Source organism: Chryseobacterium sp. ZHDP1 (assembly GCF_018603435.1).
Lineage (GTDB): Bacteria > Bacteroidota > Bacteroidia > Flavobacteriales > Weeksellaceae > Chryseobacterium > Chryseobacterium indicum.
In genome coordinates this window covers 2,794,367-2,808,499 of record NZ_CP075682.1, presented here as the reverse complement: position 1 = coordinate 2,808,499, position 14,133 = coordinate 2,794,367, and the positions used below count along the sequence as shown (strand labels likewise).

18 protein-coding genes are annotated in these 14,133 nt (G+C 36.6%); 9 read left to right on the top strand and 9 right to left on the bottom strand.

All coding sequences use genetic code 11. The features are described 5' to 3' along the window. Positions 1–3: 3 nt before the first annotated feature. From KKI44_RS12720 to KKI44_RS12695, 6 genes are all read left to right on the top strand, one after another. On the top strand, positions 4–1,395 hold the full coding sequence (locus tag KKI44_RS12720) for an RtcB family protein (RefSeq protein WP_214587615.1): 1,392 nt from the start codon (positions 4–6) through the stop codon (positions 1,393–1,395). A gap of 87 nt (positions 1,396–1,482) precedes the next feature. Beyond that, positions 1,483–2,028 carry a hypothetical protein gene (locus KKI44_RS12715; protein ID WP_076394118.1) on the top strand — a complete coding sequence of 182 codons (546 nt, stop codon included), beginning with the start codon at positions 1,483–1,485 and terminating at the stop codon, positions 2,026–2,028. A 6-nt stretch (positions 2,029–2,034) separates the two neighbouring features. Continuing rightward, positions 2,035–2,622: a hypothetical protein gene (locus KKI44_RS12710; protein ID WP_214587614.1), complete on the top strand. Its 588-nt coding sequence runs from the start codon at positions 2,035–2,037 to the stop codon at positions 2,620–2,622. Continuing rightward, positions 2,601–3,299 carry a peptide chain release factor H gene (prfH, locus tag KKI44_RS12705; protein ID WP_214587613.1) on the top strand — a complete coding sequence of 233 codons (699 nt, stop codon included), beginning with the start codon at positions 2,601–2,603 and terminating at the stop codon, positions 3,297–3,299. Before KKI44_RS12710 ends, prfH begins: the two co-directional genes overlap by 22 nt. After that, a complete protein-coding gene (locus KKI44_RS12700) occupies positions 3,286–3,801 on the top strand; it encodes a tetratricopeptide repeat protein (RefSeq protein WP_214587612.1) in 516 nt (171 codons plus the stop codon). Before prfH ends, KKI44_RS12700 begins: the two co-directional genes overlap by 14 nt. Positions 3,802–3,825: 24 nt before the next feature. After that, positions 3,826–4,818, top strand: coding sequence for an enolase C-terminal domain-like protein (locus KKI44_RS12695; RefSeq protein WP_214587611.1), 993 nt, complete (start codon positions 3,826–3,828; stop codon positions 4,816–4,818). A 179-nt stretch (positions 4,819–4,997) separates the two neighbouring features. Here KKI44_RS12695 and KKI44_RS12690 read toward each other — a convergent pair whose 3' ends face one another. Together KKI44_RS12690 and KKI44_RS12685 are read right to left on the bottom strand one after the other, a co-directional pair. Then, positions 4,998–5,288 carry a cytochrome C gene (locus KKI44_RS12690; protein ID WP_214587610.1) on the bottom strand — a complete coding sequence of 97 codons (291 nt, stop codon included), beginning with the start codon at positions 5,286–5,288 and terminating at the stop codon, positions 4,998–5,000. 19 nt (positions 5,289–5,307) lie between these two features. Beyond that, complete coding sequence (locus tag KKI44_RS12685) at positions 5,308–5,598, bottom strand: c-type cytochrome (protein WP_214587609.1); 291 nt, start codon at positions 5,596–5,598, stop codon at positions 5,308–5,310. Between the two features lie 428 nt (positions 5,599–6,026). Here KKI44_RS12685 and meaB point away from each other — a divergent pair, with 428 nt between their 5' ends. Next, positions 6,027–7,010 (top strand): methylmalonyl Co-A mutase-associated GTPase MeaB, encoded by a 984-nt coding sequence (gene meaB, locus KKI44_RS12680; protein WP_214587608.1) that lies wholly within the window; start codon positions 6,027–6,029, stop codon positions 7,008–7,010. Positions 7,011–7,012: 2 nt separating this feature from the next. On the opposite strand, the gene KKI44_RS12675 is transcribed toward meaB, so the two are convergent. Beyond that, on the bottom strand, positions 7,013–7,558 hold the full coding sequence (locus KKI44_RS12675; RefSeq protein ID WP_214587607.1) for a DUF4251 domain-containing protein: 546 nt from the start codon (positions 7,556–7,558) through the stop codon (positions 7,013–7,015). Positions 7,559–7,664: 106 nt separating this feature from the next. Here KKI44_RS12675 and KKI44_RS12670 point away from each other — a divergent pair, with 106 nt between their 5' ends. Continuing rightward, positions 7,665–8,471 (top strand): M48 family metallopeptidase, encoded by an 807-nt coding sequence (locus tag KKI44_RS12670; protein ID WP_214587606.1) that lies wholly within the window; start codon positions 7,665–7,667, stop codon positions 8,469–8,471. Positions 8,472–8,562: 91 nt separating this feature from the next. Next, positions 8,563–8,880, top strand: coding sequence for a hypothetical protein (locus tag KKI44_RS12665; RefSeq protein WP_214587605.1), 318 nt, complete (start codon positions 8,563–8,565; stop codon positions 8,878–8,880). A gap of 39 nt (positions 8,881–8,919) precedes the next feature. Here the strand turns inward: KKI44_RS12665 and KKI44_RS12660 are convergent, their stop codons facing one another. From KKI44_RS12660 to KKI44_RS12635, 6 genes are all read right to left on the bottom strand, one after another. Continuing rightward, positions 8,920–9,537, bottom strand: coding sequence for an outer membrane beta-barrel protein (locus tag KKI44_RS12660; protein WP_214587604.1), 618 nt, complete (start codon positions 9,535–9,537; stop codon positions 8,920–8,922). Continuing rightward, positions 9,521–10,336 carry an ABC transporter ATP-binding protein gene (locus KKI44_RS12655; RefSeq protein ID WP_214587603.1) on the bottom strand — a complete coding sequence of 272 codons (816 nt, stop codon included), beginning with the start codon at positions 10,334–10,336 and terminating at the stop codon, positions 9,521–9,523. The genes KKI44_RS12660 and KKI44_RS12655 overlap by 17 nt, the downstream gene beginning before the upstream one ends. After that, positions 10,336–11,088 carry an MlaE family ABC transporter permease gene (locus KKI44_RS12650; RefSeq protein WP_214587602.1) on the bottom strand — a complete coding sequence of 251 codons (753 nt, stop codon included), beginning with the start codon at positions 11,086–11,088 and terminating at the stop codon, positions 10,336–10,338. Before KKI44_RS12650 ends, KKI44_RS12655 begins: the two co-directional genes overlap by 1 nt. A gap of 106 nt (positions 11,089–11,194) precedes the next feature. After that, complete coding sequence (locus tag KKI44_RS12645) at positions 11,195–12,565, bottom strand: exopolysaccharide biosynthesis polyprenyl glycosylphosphotransferase (RefSeq protein WP_214587601.1); 1,371 nt, start codon at positions 12,563–12,565, stop codon at positions 11,195–11,197. Positions 12,566–12,607: 42 nt separating this feature from the next. Then, positions 12,608–13,237: a 7-carboxy-7-deazaguanine synthase QueE gene (locus tag KKI44_RS12640; protein WP_214587600.1), complete on the bottom strand. Its 630-nt coding sequence runs from the start codon at positions 13,235–13,237 to the stop codon at positions 12,608–12,610. 6 nt (positions 13,238–13,243) lie between these two features. Next, positions 13,244–14,128 carry a bifunctional 5,10-methylenetetrahydrofolate dehydrogenase/5,10-methenyltetrahydrofolate cyclohydrolase gene (locus KKI44_RS12635; protein WP_214587599.1) on the bottom strand — a complete coding sequence of 295 codons (885 nt, stop codon included), beginning with the start codon at positions 14,126–14,128 and terminating at the stop codon, positions 13,244–13,246. Between the last annotated feature and the right edge of the window lie 5 nt (positions 14,129–14,133).

Sequence of the window (14,133 nt, the reverse complement as noted above, 5' to 3'; positions counted from 1 at the left end):
ACAATGGGAAATTTAAAACTTAAAGGAAAAGATATATTAAAATTAGGCTATCCGAATAACCAGAGTGTCAACATCGCTTTGGAAGTGATGAAAAGGAACTTTGCCACAAAAAACATCCATCACGTCAAATCTATTCTAAAAGATATTCTGGTGAATCCCGAAAATTTTGAAAAAGATTTAACCTTCGGACAGATTGCGGAAGCTTTGCTTTCATCCAGGAAAACCGAGAAAAGAATGCTCAATACCCATCGGGCGACATTTAATATTTTCGGAAACAATATTTCAGATGAAGCAAAAAATCAATTATACACCGCGCTCAAACTTCCAATTTCAACACAGGGAGCTTTGATGCCCGATGCGCACAGCGGATACGGGCTTCCGATCGGAGGCGTTCTTGCGGTAGAAAATGCCGTAATTCCTTACGGAGTCGGGATGGATATTGGCTGCAGAATGAGTCTCAGTATTTTGGATACGCCGATTTCATATCTTGAAGGAGCAAGAGATAAATATGAAAAAGCCCTTGCCGAACATACCAAATTCGGAATGTACGAAATACACAAATCTCACGTCGACCATGAAATTTTCGACAGAGATACCTTCGATATGATTCCGATTTTAAGAAGATTAAAAGGAAAAGCCATCAAACAAATGGGAACTTCGGGCGGCGGAAACCACTTTGTGGAATTCGGAGAAGTTGAAATTACGGAAGAAGATGAACAGATCGGACTTCCGAAAGGAAAATACCTCGGAATCCTTTCGCACAGCGGTTCGCGTGGGTTGGGAGCAGAAATCGCTCAGTATTATTCCAGAGTTGCGGCAGAACAGTGTCCGTTGCCGAAAGAAGCTCAACAATTTGCGTGGCTGGATCTGAATACTCATCTCGGATTAGAATATTGGACCGCAATGAATCTGGCGGGAGATTACGCTTCAGCCTGTCATGACGATATTCACAGAAGACTTGTAAAAGCGGTAGGAGGAAGAGTAAAAGCAAAGATCGAAAACCATCACAATTTTGCATGGAAAGAAATCCACAACGGAAAAGAAGTAATCGTTCACCGAAAAGGAGCAACTCCGGCAAATGAAAACGAATTGGGAATGATTCCCGGTTCCATGACGGCAAAAGGATTTATCGTCCGTGGAAAAGGAAATCCGGATTCTCTGAATTCCGCTTCTCACGGAGCCGGAAGAGCCCATTCAAGAGGTGAATGCAGAAGCCTTTTTACTCAAAATGATATTAAAAAAGAATTAAAATTAAAGAATGTCACCTTAATGGGCGGAAATGCAGAAGAAGCACCGATGGCATACAAAGACATCAACGAAGTGATGAATGCACAAAGTGAACTGGTCGATATTCTGGGAACTTTCCAGCCGAGAATGGTAAGAATGGATAAGTAAAATGGTTGTTAGTTTTTGGTTGATGGTTCTTAGAATTTTTAACGCCATCAACTGACAACCATCAACCGCCAACAAAAAACAAAAAAAATGGGAGCACCACATAATATAAAAAGATACGGTGAAGTCTGGCCGGAATTTAGGATTCAAAGCGGACTCGAAATTTTAGAAAAATTAAAAGATAAAATTATTATTTCAGGAGGTTGGGCGTGGCATTTTATGTCTGAACCCGGACATACGGAATACAAGCACGCGCACGACCATAAGGATATTGATGTTTTTGTGAAAAAAGAAAACGTCGCAGAAGTTGTCATCATCCTACAGCAGGAAGGTTTCCAAAAGGTCTGGACAAGATACGATCATCTTCAGAGCGAAGAGAATTTCCGAAGATATGAGAAAACAGTTGAGCTGGAAAACGGAAAATTCCACAGGATCACAATCGATTTCTTTGAAAGAAATGATCTTGAAACTGTTGAAGCTAACGGATTTACCGTCGTAAAGCCTGAAGTTTTGCTCACGTTCTACAGAAACATTCATTCCAGCGATAAATGTTGGGCAGTTATGGCTGCAAAAGATTTACTGGAAAAAAGGATTGATCCTATCGGTCATCCGAAATTAAGTGAAATGCCGAAATAGATTGAAATGAAAAAAATATACAAACAGGAACATTTCAGATATTACGAAAACTTTCTCGTAGTCTGTCCGGATTGCGGTGAAGATGCTGTCGTGGAAAATGAACACAATTATAAACAGGCAGTTCTGAAATGCAGACATTGCGATTTACAGAAGAATGCATTAGATCTTGTGGTGTACAAAGCTTTTGTCAATCTTTACTGCCCGATTTGTGCACATCCCATTCGTTATGAGCAAGGCAACTTAAAAGAAAAGCCTAAAATAAGTAATGTAAAATGCGATGAATGTGATTCTCAATTTCAAATTCAGCCAAAAACTGAAAAGTATTTGAATTCTTTTCCCAAAGAAGAAGGTTTAATTCACGATCCTGTTTTCGGTTGTCCGTATTATTTTCAGACAGATTTTAAAGGGAAATTATTCTGGGCGAGAAACAGAGAGCATCTGTTGGAAATGGAGAATTATGTTTCATCAGATTTAAGAACAAGATTACCTTACAGAATGCGAATGGTAGAAAGATTACCGACATTTATTAAAGAAGCCAAAAACAGAGAGGCAATTTTAAAAATTTTACAAAAATGGAAAAACTCATACAAATAACCTCAGGAAGAGGACCTTTAGAATGCCAATGGGTGGTGGCAAAAGTTCTGAAACACTTTCTTCAAGAGGCAAAAGATAACAATATAGATTACGAAATTATTCACCGTGAAAATGGCGATGAAAACCTCACGTTAAAATCGGTGACTTTGCTTTTACAGTCAAAAAATCTTAATGGATTTTTAGATAGCTGGTTAGGAAGCATTTGCTGGATCGGGAAAAGTACATTCCGGAAATTGCATAAAAGAAGCAATTGGTTTATTGGCGTTTTTGAACTGGAAGGATTGGAGAAAATCAATTTTAATGAAAAGGACATTCAGTTTCAGACAACCAGAAGTCAGGGAAGCGGCGGACAAAACGTAAATAAGGTAAATACCGCAGTTCGGGCAACGCACATTCCGACAGGACAAAGTGTTTTCGTTCAGGATTCGCGTTCACAGTTGGAAAATAAAAAACTTTCGATTGAAAGACTTAAAGCAAAAGTCCTGGAACAGAATATCATCCAGCTTCAAAAGAGAATGCAGGAAACTTGGAATAACAATCTGAATGTTCAGCGTGGAAATCCGATTCGTACATTTTCCGGAACCGACTTTAAAAAGAGTTATGAAGACAAATCATTCAAAAAACAGAGAAGTCAACTGAAAAACGAATTAAAAAACTACAAAAATGACCTTAACTAAAAATAAATACTATTTTGAGGCTTTAGACAATTACCCGTACAGTTTGCCGGAGTGTCTGGAAGCATTAAACTATGCGTTGTCTTATGATCCTGAAGATGCAGACAGTCTGTGTCTGATGGGAAGAATATACAGCGAAATGTTATTCGATTATGAAAAGGCAAAGCTGTACTTTGAAGAAGCCATGCAGTGTGACGTGACGAATCTTAATACACCGCAATATTATATTAAATGTCTTCTGGACAACGAAGATTATCAGGAAGCAGAAAAATTGATCGATTTTTCATTGAAAATCAAGGGAATTGACAAAGCAACCTTATGGTTTTACAGAGCTTTACTTTCCGAAAAAAGAGGAAGTTTTGCCAATGCTTTGAAATTTTTAGATGAATCTGCAAAATACTGTTTTACAGAATACAGTTTGAATGTGGTGAAAGACCGCAAGAAATTCGTCAAATCAAAAATGCCGAGAAAAAAGAAAACTAAAAAAGAGAAGGAGACAAAATAAGTCTCCTTTTTCGTATTTTTAATAATGGAATTAAGATTCGAACGCAGACTGTTATATTTAAAAGAAACATTTTCAATTGCTTATGGAAACTATGATAAGAGGGAAGCCTTGCTCATAGAATTATCTCATCAGAATTGCAAAGGTTACGGAGAATGTGTAACCATCGATTATTACAGGATTGATCTTCAAAGTTTTGTTTTAAAATTAAAAGAAATTCAGATTCTCATTGAAAGTCAGGAGATAATTCATCCAAAACATTTTTTTACATTTTTATCGAATTTAAATCTGCCTCCGTTTTTACTTTCTGCATTGGATTGTGCGTATTGGGATCTTTTCGGTAAGCTGGAAAACAAAAGTTTTATTGAATTAAATCATCTTCCGTCAGATAAATTAGTTGAAAGTTCCATTACCATTTCTGTTGGTGAAATCGATCATCAGATTGAAAAAATCGAAAAAAGCTCATGGAATAAATTCAAAGTAAAATGTAAAGGCTTAAATAAAAATGATGTTGAAAAACTATTACAGTTAAACCGAAATATTGCTTTAGATTCCAATGCAAGTTTTACGGATGAAGATTGCATTTGGCTTCAGAATAATCCTGAAGTTCAAAAATTTTCTTATCTCGAGCAGCCAAGACCAATCAATAATTATAAAATTTTAGAAAAAGAAGGTTTTGCAAACTGGATGGCAGATGAAGATTGTCAGAATTTAGAATCATTAGACAAATTAACTCCCTATTATAAAAGCATCAATATCAAATTAATGAAATGTGGCGGGCTTACTCCTGCATTGGAAATGACCAGAAAAGCCAGAAAATTAGACTACAAAGTCATGATTGGCTGCATGACGGAATCTACCGTCGGAATTTCTGCTGCCTGCAATCTAACCGCACTTGTTGATTATGCCGATCTGGACGGCGCGAATTTAATCTCAAATGACTATGCGACAGGAAGTTTCGTTAAAAACGGAAAAATTATTTTATCTACAAAATCAGGTTTAGGAATTGAAATTAAATAAGTGAACAATAAATCGTCAATCCGCTTTGCTTATCAATTTTTTCTCTCAGTGCTTTCATTCGCTGAGTGAAACGCCTTTGCGAACGAAAAATAAACAGATTAGAAATCAAAAAAACTTCGCGCTTTTTGTGTTAAAAATATAAAGAAGAATCCAAAATAAAAATAGACTTCATGTGAAGCCTATTTTTTGTTTGCTGAAATTAGATAATCATAAACCATTTGATGCTGGTCGTCACTCAGTTTAGCTTTAGGAGCCATTCTGCTGAGCGTATTGATCCAGCCCTGATCGTCGTGTTTTGCAGGATCAGGCAATTTATGACATCTGTTGCAGGAGTTTTCAAAAATTGTTTTCCCCTGTGCCAATTGTTCGGATGAAGTATATTTCGGTCCTGTTACCGCTGTACTTTTTGGTCCGCAGGAAATTAACATTCCCGCAACGCTTAAAACAATACCTAAAATCAGTTTCTTCATAAAAATATTTTGTTGTGATTTACTTTTTAGCAGATACGATATAATCGTAAACCCACTGATGCTGTTCATCTGTAAGCTTCGCTTTCGGCGCCATCGAATTCATAATTCCTACCCACTGAACCGAAGTATGAGAAGCCGGACTTGGTAATTTGTGGCATCTTCCGCAAGAGTTTTCGAAAATTGTTTTTCCTTGTGCAATTTGTTCTGCTGTAGAAGTGGAAGCTACGGGAGTGGCTGCTGTGGAAGCTTTTGGAGTACAGGAAGCCAGTAAAACGGCAGCAAATGATGCTACAGCGATAAGTTTTTTCATGTTTTTTAACTGTTTATTCAAACAAATGTAGGAAATTCCCGTTTCCATTGATGAAATTGCACATAATTTAGAAGAAATAAAAATTACAAAACCAACTATAAAGAAATTCCCCTCCTCTGGAGGGGTGTCAAAAATTCTTCCGAATTTTTGACGGGGTGGTTAGAGTAAATTAGATTCTAAATATTTTATTTGAAGCTTTTTCCCGCTTTCCGTACTCGCTATTTTATGAATTCGGCGGCAGCGAAGCTGCCGCCGAATTCATAAAATGAGCTCAGACAAAACTCCAATCGGGGCTAGGTCAGAGTTTACTTACAATATTTCTGATCATTGTAATGAAAACCAAATCTAAAAAAACTCAACTTAAAAAATTCCGCAATCAAATACATTCCCTCTTGACCGTTCCCGTTTAATTGTCTATTTTTGAAACAATGAAATTTTCTACAGAAGAGCTAATAGAAGGAATAAGATCGGGTAATAAACGCCTGGTCGCAAAAGCCATAACATTAGTTGAAAGTAAAAAAGCCGAGCACAGAACACAGGCAGAAGAACTCCTTAAACAAATTATGCCTTTCACGGGAAATTCGGTTAGAGTAGGAGTAACAGGTGTTCCGGGAGCCGGAAAATCTACATTCATTGAAAATTTTGGGAGACTTGCCATTGCCAATGGTAAAAAAGTAGCGGTTTTGGCTATAGATCCGAGTTCAGCCATCAATAAAGGAAGCATCTTGGGCGATAAAACCCGAATGGAAGAACTTGCCAAAGAAGAGAATGCATTTATACGACCTTCTCCAAGTTCAGGATTTTTAGGCGGAGTTGCCAATACCACTTTTGAAACCATGATGATCTGCGAAGCAGCAGGTTACGATTATATTCTCATCGAAACCGTTGGAGTAGGGCAGTCTGAAGTTTTGGTTGCCGATATTACGGATGTCTTTTTATTCTTAAAAATAATTGGCGGCGGAGATGAACTTCAGGGCATCAAGCGCGGAATTATGGAAATGGTAGATGTTATTTTCATCAATAAAGTCGATCAGGATAATCTTCAGAAAGCCAAAAATACCAAACTGGAATTAAAAAGAGCCTTAGATTTTATTCCGCCAAAAGAAAAAGACTGGAAAGTGCCTGTTTTACTGGGATCCGCTTTAAGCAATGAAGGTCTGAATGATGTTTTCGAAAAGATCAATGATTTTATAGATCTTAAAAAGAAAACCAACCGCTTCGAAGAAGTAAGAATTCAACAGGCAGAAAAGCGTTTTGAGTATTGGGTTCAGGAATATATTTTAACAATGATGAAAAAAAATAATTCTATTGAAGAAGCCTACATTCAGCACAAAAAAAATGCTTCAGCCATGATTTCTAATCCCAGTACCGAAGCAAAATTATTTGTTGAAAAATTTTTATCTGAGCAGTAAAATTAAAGCTTTTCTTTCTGCACTTCATTTTTTGTAATGTATCCGTCGTAAGAAATCGGCTGTCTGTCGTTGCTTCTGATGGATGTAAATGCTTTTCCGTTTTTGAAAACCTCAATATTAATTTCATCTACCGAGCTCTGGTCATTTACTTTAATTTTGATGAGCGATTTTCCTCTCTTTCCTTGAGATTTAGTCACTGTAAAATCTTTTGAAGTAAATCTGTAACTGTTTTGGGTGGTGTTTCCATAAGTAGGGTTAAAAACTCTTCCGAAATAAGGAAGCGTTACTTCAAGCTTATCCTTTCTCAGATCAATAGAATAATTACTTCCCGAAAGATCCAGAATTCTGGTTGCCGTAGCATTCGGCATAGAGCTCATAATGTTGATAACGTCATAATTGGTAGGTGTTGCTCTTTCTGCACGGAAAGAAAAATCATCAGAATTAATAAGAGCTGTTACACTCTGAGAATCGGTAGCGGTTTGGGAAGAACAGTTCTGGAAGATCATCAGAAATCCAAAAATACATATGATTGAAATATACTTTTTCATGTTACTAAAATAATTGTTAAATTTAGATAGCAAATTATATGCAAATATATTCTTTAAAATTATTTTGGAACAAAAATTGTAAAGGTTGAACTTATACACTCGCACTATGAAAATAAAACACATTTTTGGAATCGGAGCCGTAGCTCTGTCGGTCGCTGCCTGTACTACAAACCCTATTACGGGAAGATCTTCTCTGCAGTTGGCAAATAACTCGGAAATTATGACCATGTCTGCTCAGGAATACAAAACAACACTAGGAAAATCCAAAGTGATTTCCGGAACTGCAGATGCAAAAAGAGTGGTAAGTGTAGGTTCCAGAATAAAGTCTGCTGCCGAAAGATATTATCAGCAAATTGGGCGTTCTGCAGATCTTGCGAACTACAAATGGGAATTTAATCTTCTTCAGAGTAACGAACTGAACGCATGGTGTATGCCGGGCGGAAAAGTTGCCGTTTATACAGGGATTTTACCGGTTACAAAGAATGAAAACGGACTGGCTGTCGTAATGGGACATGAAGTTTCTCACGCTTTGGCAGGACATGGAAATGAGAGAATTTCTCAGGCTATGATTGCACAGTACGGCGGACAGATTTTGGGAGGATCTATCTCAAATTCTCAGTGGGCAAGTGTTTTTCAGCAGGTTTACCCTATCGGTTCTCAGGTAGCCTTATTAAAATACGGAAGAAATCAGGAGTCTGAGGCAGATCAGATGGGATTATATCTGATGGCAATGGCTGGTTACGATCCTAGAGAAGCAATCCCGTTCTGGAACAGGATGGAAGCTGCATCTACCGGAGCCAGACAACCGGAATTCCTTTCTACTCACCCTAATCCTGAGACAAGAATTTCAGATATTAATAAAAACCTGCCTAAAGCTTTGGAATATTACAGGGCTGCAGGAGGTAAAATGTAAATTATACAAAATTTTAATCTTGAGTAAAGCCTTGTTGAATTTTAATAAATTTGATAGGGCTTTTTAATTTAAACCACTTAAACACAACACTATGAAAAATTTAACCATTATCGGACTTGTGCTGTTAGCTTTGTCTATACTGCTGTTTTATTTAACATCTAACAATTTTACAATAAATGATCTTCAGATGTCTCATATCATGGGAATTCTGGGGGGAATCGGAATTGGTTTGATTATCGGAGGAATGGTAGGCTATGTAAGTAAAGGAAGTGCGATAAAAGCTGAGCAGAAAAGAAAAGAATTTAAGCAATTGCAAAAAGATAAAGAAGATCTGGAAAAACAGGCGGCAGAAATTGCAAGACGAGAAGCAGAACTTCGCAGTCGTGAAAATCAAAATCCTCAAATCTAATGATCTGAGGATTTTTTATTAAGTTATTATTTTCGTCAGTTAAAATTTATATCCGACACCTACCATAAATAAATTCGGTCTGTTATCATATCGGATTTCCTGTCCGGAAACTTTGTTGATAAAATTTCTGGAATCTTTACTGAAAGCGCCTTCATATCTTGCATTCACAAGAAATTTTTTAATTTCCAGCTGAGCTCCAAACTGGTAACCTACTGTAAAATTGTCTTTTGCGTTTTCCTGAAAATCGTTATAAGTATTTTCTTTACTCAAATTATAGCTCGCTACCGGACCTGCATACACTCCCAGAAAATCACCTAAAACTTTATGCCCGATTAATACGGGTAAGTCCAGACGGTTATTTTTAATATCGAAAGTGGTATTTGATGCAGGATCTGTAAAATCACTTTTAAAAGTAGTGTAATACAATTCCGGCATTAGAAAGAACGAGGCAGGAAGATTTGCCTTTAAAGAAAGACCAATATTGAAACCTACATTATTTTTGCCTTCTCCTTCAATTGCCTGATTTACGGTTCCTTTAATATTTTTCCACGAAGGAGAACCTGTAGGAAAAATCAAATTTGCTTTTCCTGCAAGAGAAATCTGCGCGGAAGCCAACATAGAAAAACCTATTAACGCTATACTAAATGCCTTTTTCATTATCTTCTATTTTTGTAATTGTGTTATCAATCGTTTTATTATTCTCAAGCAGATATTCTCTCAGTTCTTTAAATAACTCTGATGAATAAACGAAATCAATGAGATTTTTATTGCCTGCCGTAATCAGAACATCCTTATTTCCTTCCCATTCTTTGATACCAAGCCTCAGATAAACAATTTTCTCGCCAATTGTCATTACAGAATTCATATCGTGGGTATTGATAATCGTTGTCGTGTTATATTCTTTGGTAATTTCGAGCAGAAGATCATCAATTACATTAGACGTATAAGGATCAAGGCCCGAATTGGGCTCGTCACAGAAAAGATATTTCGGATTATTTACAATAGCTCTTGCAATCGCCACACGCTTCTGCATTCCTCCGGAAATTTCAGATGGAAATTTTCGGTTGGCTTTATCCAAATGCACTCTTCCGATAACATCAAACACCCTTTTTTTCTTTTCTCTGAATGTTAAATTTGTAAACATATCCAGCGGAAACATAATATTTTCTTCCACCGTTAAAGAATCAAATAGGGCACTTCCCTGAAATACGGTTCCGATTTCTGAACGAAGATGTTGTTTTTCCTCACGCGTCATTACGTTAATATCTTTTCCGTCGAAAAGAATTTCTCCCGATGTTGGCTGATAAACATTCAATAAACTTTTAAGGAAAACCGTTTTACCGGAGCCACTCTGTCCGATGATTAAGTTTACTTTTCCTTTATCAAAAGTGGTTGAAATTCCTTTAAGTACTTCAACTTCATCAAAACTCTTTTTAAGATCTTTTACCTCAATCATCAGCTTAAAATTAATTGGGTTAATAACAATTCCGAAAGGATAATAAATACCATTGTCCAGACTACAGCCTGTGTACTTGCTCTACCAACTTCCAGCGATCCTCCTTTCACATTATATCCGAAATAAGAAGGAACTGTTGCAATGATAAAGGCAAAAACAATAGTTTTGGTAAATGCATAATAAATAAACAGATTAGGCATATACATTTGGATACCCACAACATAATCGTTTGTCGTCCAGTTTCCCGTTAAAATTCCTGCAATATATCCTCCTACAATACCAAAAACAATACTAATGGCAATTAATAAAGGATTAAAAATTACACAGGCAATAATTTTAGGGAAAATCAGAAAGTTGGGAGAATTTACTCCCATAATATCCAAAGCATCAATCTGTTCGGAAACTCTCATTGTTCCGATACTGGAAGCAATGTAAGAGCCTACTTTTCCGGCTAATATCAGGCTGATAATAGTCGGGGAAAATTCCAGAACCAAAACCGCTTTCGTGGCATATCCTACGAAAGAAGGAGGAATCGGGAAAGATGAAGCATCGAAGTTATTGAACATCTGGATCGCAACAACTGCTCCCACAAATATTGAAGTGAAGATCACCAACCCAAAAGAGTTGACTCCCAAATCGTTTATTTCTCTCATAAACAGCTTCCAGAAAACCCTCATTTTCTGAGGCTTCTGAATAGATTTACCAAGAAGAAGGATGTATTCTCCTACAGCTGTAAAAAACTTTTTTAACATTCTGCTAAATTAGACTTTTTTTATTGAATTAGATTGAAGTTGAGACCCGAACGAAGCCTCACTTTCAACATTAAATTTTAGTATATCACAATGTAGACCAAAAACATTATTTTGCATTTTTATCTCCTGTAAGAACCAGCAAAACTGTTTTTAAAATAATCACAAGATCCAGCACAAAACTCCAGTTTCTTACATAGAAGGCATCTGCTAAAACCCTTTTGTTCATTTCCACTTCCACATCTCCGGCATCTCCACGAAGTCCGTTTACCTGAGCAAGACCGGTAATTCCGGGACTTACAAGGCTTCTTAAACTGTATCTTCCGATTTTAGGTTTGTAATAATCGTCTACAGCCAACATATGCGGCCGCGGTCCTACAATCGACATTTCACCTTTCAGAACATTTATAAACTGTGGCATTTCATCCAGACTTGTTTTTCTTAAAAATTTCCCGATCGTTGTAATCCTTGAATCATTCTCTGAAGTGGTTTTCGTGGAAGATTCATCATTCACAACCATGGTTCTGAATTTAATACATTTAAAAACTTCTTCATGAAAACCATATCTTTCCTGAATAAAAAAGACGGGACCTTTCGATGAAGACCGTATTAAAATGGCGATAATCGGAAAAAGCCACGAACAGACTCCCACCAAAATTATTACCGAAAAAATAACATCAAAGGTTCTTTTCAGTAAAAAATTGGAGTAGTAATCGAGAGGATATTTTGCCTGATTGAGAATCGGCTGTGTCTGAATATAGCCAATATCATACAGAAAAAAATTATTCTGAATAATACTCGGAATCAGAGAAATATGCACTTTGTTGGCTTCAGCCAATTTAAAAATTTCCCTTTCCTGCTTTTCATCATATCTGTTTTCAGTCGGAATAAATAAAGTATGAATTCCGTTTGTCTTCCAGAAATCAATCAGTTCCTCAGCATTTATTTCTGCATTTTGATAGTCGAAAATTTTATAACCGTAATCTCGCCTATCCTTTAAAATATTCTTTAAAACTTCCGTAGAGCTGTTTTCACTCAGGAACATAACATTTCTGTGATTGATTCCGAGACTTCTGAAGTATTTAATTCCAAAATAAATCAAAGATTTCGCAAGGAAAATAAAGAAAAACAGATAAAACGAAAGCCAGTAAATATCCGAATTAAAAAATACATTGTAACTCACCTTTCCGATAAGAAAAACTCCCAGAATGAAAAGTAAAAAATGGATTAAAAGTCTTTCTAAAAATAAAGTATAGGTAAGATTTCTCGGGATATTATAAATCTTTGTCCTGCCGCTGAGAAGCATCCAGAACAGAAATAACAATGCCAGAGAAAATAAATTCTGATACCATGTTTCCTGATTGTATTTTAAACTTTCATTTCTGCTCAGAAAAAAGAATATAAAAATAGATGCAATAACCATAAGGTCAAGCAAAACGATGATCGATTTCAGGTATCTGGAGTATCGAATTCTCTGCATCTATAGGCAATTACGGATACGAAAGGCTAAGTTACATATTTTTTATGGGATATTCAGATACTTATGGGTCTGAACTGATGCTCTCCACTTCGGATTTTCCAAAATAAAGTCTGTAATTTTAGGATACATTTCATCCCTTTTGCTCCATTCGCTCTGAAGATACAATGTGCAGTTTTCCGATACCTTTGCAGCCTGTTCCTGAGCGAATTTAAAATCATTATTGTTGAAAACAATGACTTTCAGCTCATGTGCTTTGGTATAAATTTCTTCCTTCGGAAGTCCGGTTTTCTTTGGAGAAAGGGTAATCCAGTCGATTTGTCCGCTCATCGGATAAGCTCCCGAAGTTTCGATATGGATGGAACAGCCTAATTCTTTTAACTTTCCGGTTAAAATATCAAGATTCCACATCAGAGGTTCTCCTCCTGTTAAAACGATTGTTTTACAATGTTTAGCTGCGGTTTCTGCAATGTCTGCCGCATTCATTAAAGGATGGAGATTCGGATCCCAGCTTTCTTTTACATCACACCAATGGCAACCGACATCGCAACCACCTAATCTGATGAAATAGGCTGCTTTTCCGGTATGCGCTCCTTCTCCCTGAAGAGTGTAAAAATGCTCCATTACAGGGAGCATTTTACCTTCTTTTAATAATATTTCTTCTGTTAAATTCATTTTAAATTAGTCGTTATAGACCGAAGTTTTATAAGCAATGATGGTGTTTTTCATCAGCATCGCTCTCGTCATAGGTCCTACTCCTCCCGGAACCGGCGTGATCCAGCTTGCTTTCGCAGCACAACTGTCGAAATCTACATCACCCGCCAAATAATATCCTTTTGGAGAATCGTCGTCTACTCTTGTAATACCAACGTCCACAATTACAGCTCCGTCTTTAATCATTTCACCTTTTAAAAAATGAGGATCGCCTAAAGCCGTGATTACGATGTCTGCTTTTTTAGTATATTCTTCGATGTCTTTTGTATAAGAGTGCGTTAAAGTTACCGTAGAATTTCCCGGGAAATCTTTTCTTCCCATTAAAATACTCATCGGTCTTCCTACAATTTTACTTCTTCCGATGATAACACAGTCTTTACCTTTTGTTTCAATATTGTATCTTTCCAACAGCGTTAAAATTCCAAACGGTGTTGCAGGTAAAAAAGTATCCATTTCCAAAGCCATTTTTCCAAAATTTTCAGGATGGAAACCGTCAACATCTTTTCTCGGATCGATTGCGTTGATAATTTTTTCCTGATCGATCTGTTTTGGCAAAGGCAACTGAACGATAAATCCGTCTACTGCTTTCGACTTATTTAATTCATCGATCTTTTCCAATAATTCAGATTCTGAAACGGTGCTTGGAAATTTAATTAAGCTCGATTGAAATCCAACTTCTTCACAATCTTTTACTTTTGCATTTACATAAGCCTTACTTGCTCCGTTGTTTCCCACAAGAATGGCTACCAAATGCGGCGCTCTTCTCTTGTTGGCAAGAATTTTTTCTACTTCAGCTTTGATTTCCTGTTTTATTTCTTTGGATACTTTTAATCCGTCAAGAATTTCTGCCATTTTTA

What these genes read in the sequence shown, in the direction of transcription:
- KKI44_RS12700 (WP_214587612.1), top strand. Translation starts at nt 3,286, where the DNA reads ATGACCTTAACTAAAAATAAATACTATTTTGAGGCTTTAGACAATTAC.
- KKI44_RS12720 (WP_214587615.1), top strand. Translation starts at nt 4, where the DNA reads ATGGGAAATTTAAAACTTAAAGGAAAAGATATATTAAAATTAGGCTAT.
- meaB (WP_214587608.1), top strand. Translation starts at nt 6,027, where the DNA reads ATGAAATTTTCTACAGAAGAGCTAATAGAAGGAATAAGATCGGGTAAT.
- KKI44_RS12690 (WP_214587610.1), bottom strand. Translation starts at nt 5,288, where the DNA reads ATGAAGAAACTGATTTTAGGTATTGTTTTAAGCGTTGCGGGAATGTTA.
- KKI44_RS12660 (WP_214587604.1), bottom strand. Translation starts at nt 9,537, where the DNA reads ATGAAAAAGGCATTTAGTATAGCGTTAATAGGTTTTTCTATGTTGGCT.
- KKI44_RS12685 (WP_214587609.1), bottom strand. Translation starts at nt 5,598, where the DNA reads ATGAAAAAACTTATCGCTGTAGCATCATTTGCTGCCGTTTTACTGGCT.
- KKI44_RS12655 (WP_214587603.1), bottom strand. Translation starts at nt 10,336, where the DNA reads ATGATTGAGGTAAAAGATCTTAAAAAGAGTTTTGATGAAGTTGAAGTA.
- KKI44_RS12645 (WP_214587601.1), bottom strand. Translation starts at nt 12,565, where the DNA reads ATGCAGAGAATTCGATACTCCAGATACCTGAAATCGATCATCGTTTTG.
- KKI44_RS12640 (WP_214587600.1), bottom strand. Translation starts at nt 13,237, where the DNA reads ATGAATTTAACAGAAGAAATATTATTAAAAGAAGGTAAAATGCTCCCT.
- KKI44_RS12665 (WP_214587605.1), top strand. Translation starts at nt 8,563, where the DNA reads ATGAAAAATTTAACCATTATCGGACTTGTGCTGTTAGCTTTGTCTATA.
- KKI44_RS12715 (WP_076394118.1), top strand. Translation starts at nt 1,483, where the DNA reads ATGGGAGCACCACATAATATAAAAAGATACGGTGAAGTCTGGCCGGAA.
- KKI44_RS12650 (WP_214587602.1), bottom strand. Translation starts at nt 11,088, where the DNA reads ATGTTAAAAAAGTTTTTTACAGCTGTAGGAGAATACATCCTTCTTCTT.
- KKI44_RS12675 (WP_214587607.1), bottom strand. Translation starts at nt 7,558, where the DNA reads ATGAAAAAGTATATTTCAATCATATGTATTTTTGGATTTCTGATGATC.
- prfH (WP_214587613.1), top strand. Translation starts at nt 2,601, where the DNA reads ATGGAAAAACTCATACAAATAACCTCAGGAAGAGGACCTTTAGAATGC.
- KKI44_RS12695 (WP_214587611.1), top strand. Translation starts at nt 3,826, where the DNA reads ATGGAATTAAGATTCGAACGCAGACTGTTATATTTAAAAGAAACATTT.
- KKI44_RS12635 (WP_214587599.1), bottom strand. Translation starts at nt 14,128, where the DNA reads ATGGCAGAAATTCTTGACGGATTAAAAGTATCCAAAGAAATAAAACAG.
- KKI44_RS12710 (WP_214587614.1), top strand. Translation starts at nt 2,035, where the DNA reads ATGAAAAAAATATACAAACAGGAACATTTCAGATATTACGAAAACTTT.
- KKI44_RS12670 (WP_214587606.1), top strand. Translation starts at nt 7,665, where the DNA reads ATGAAAATAAAACACATTTTTGGAATCGGAGCCGTAGCTCTGTCGGTC.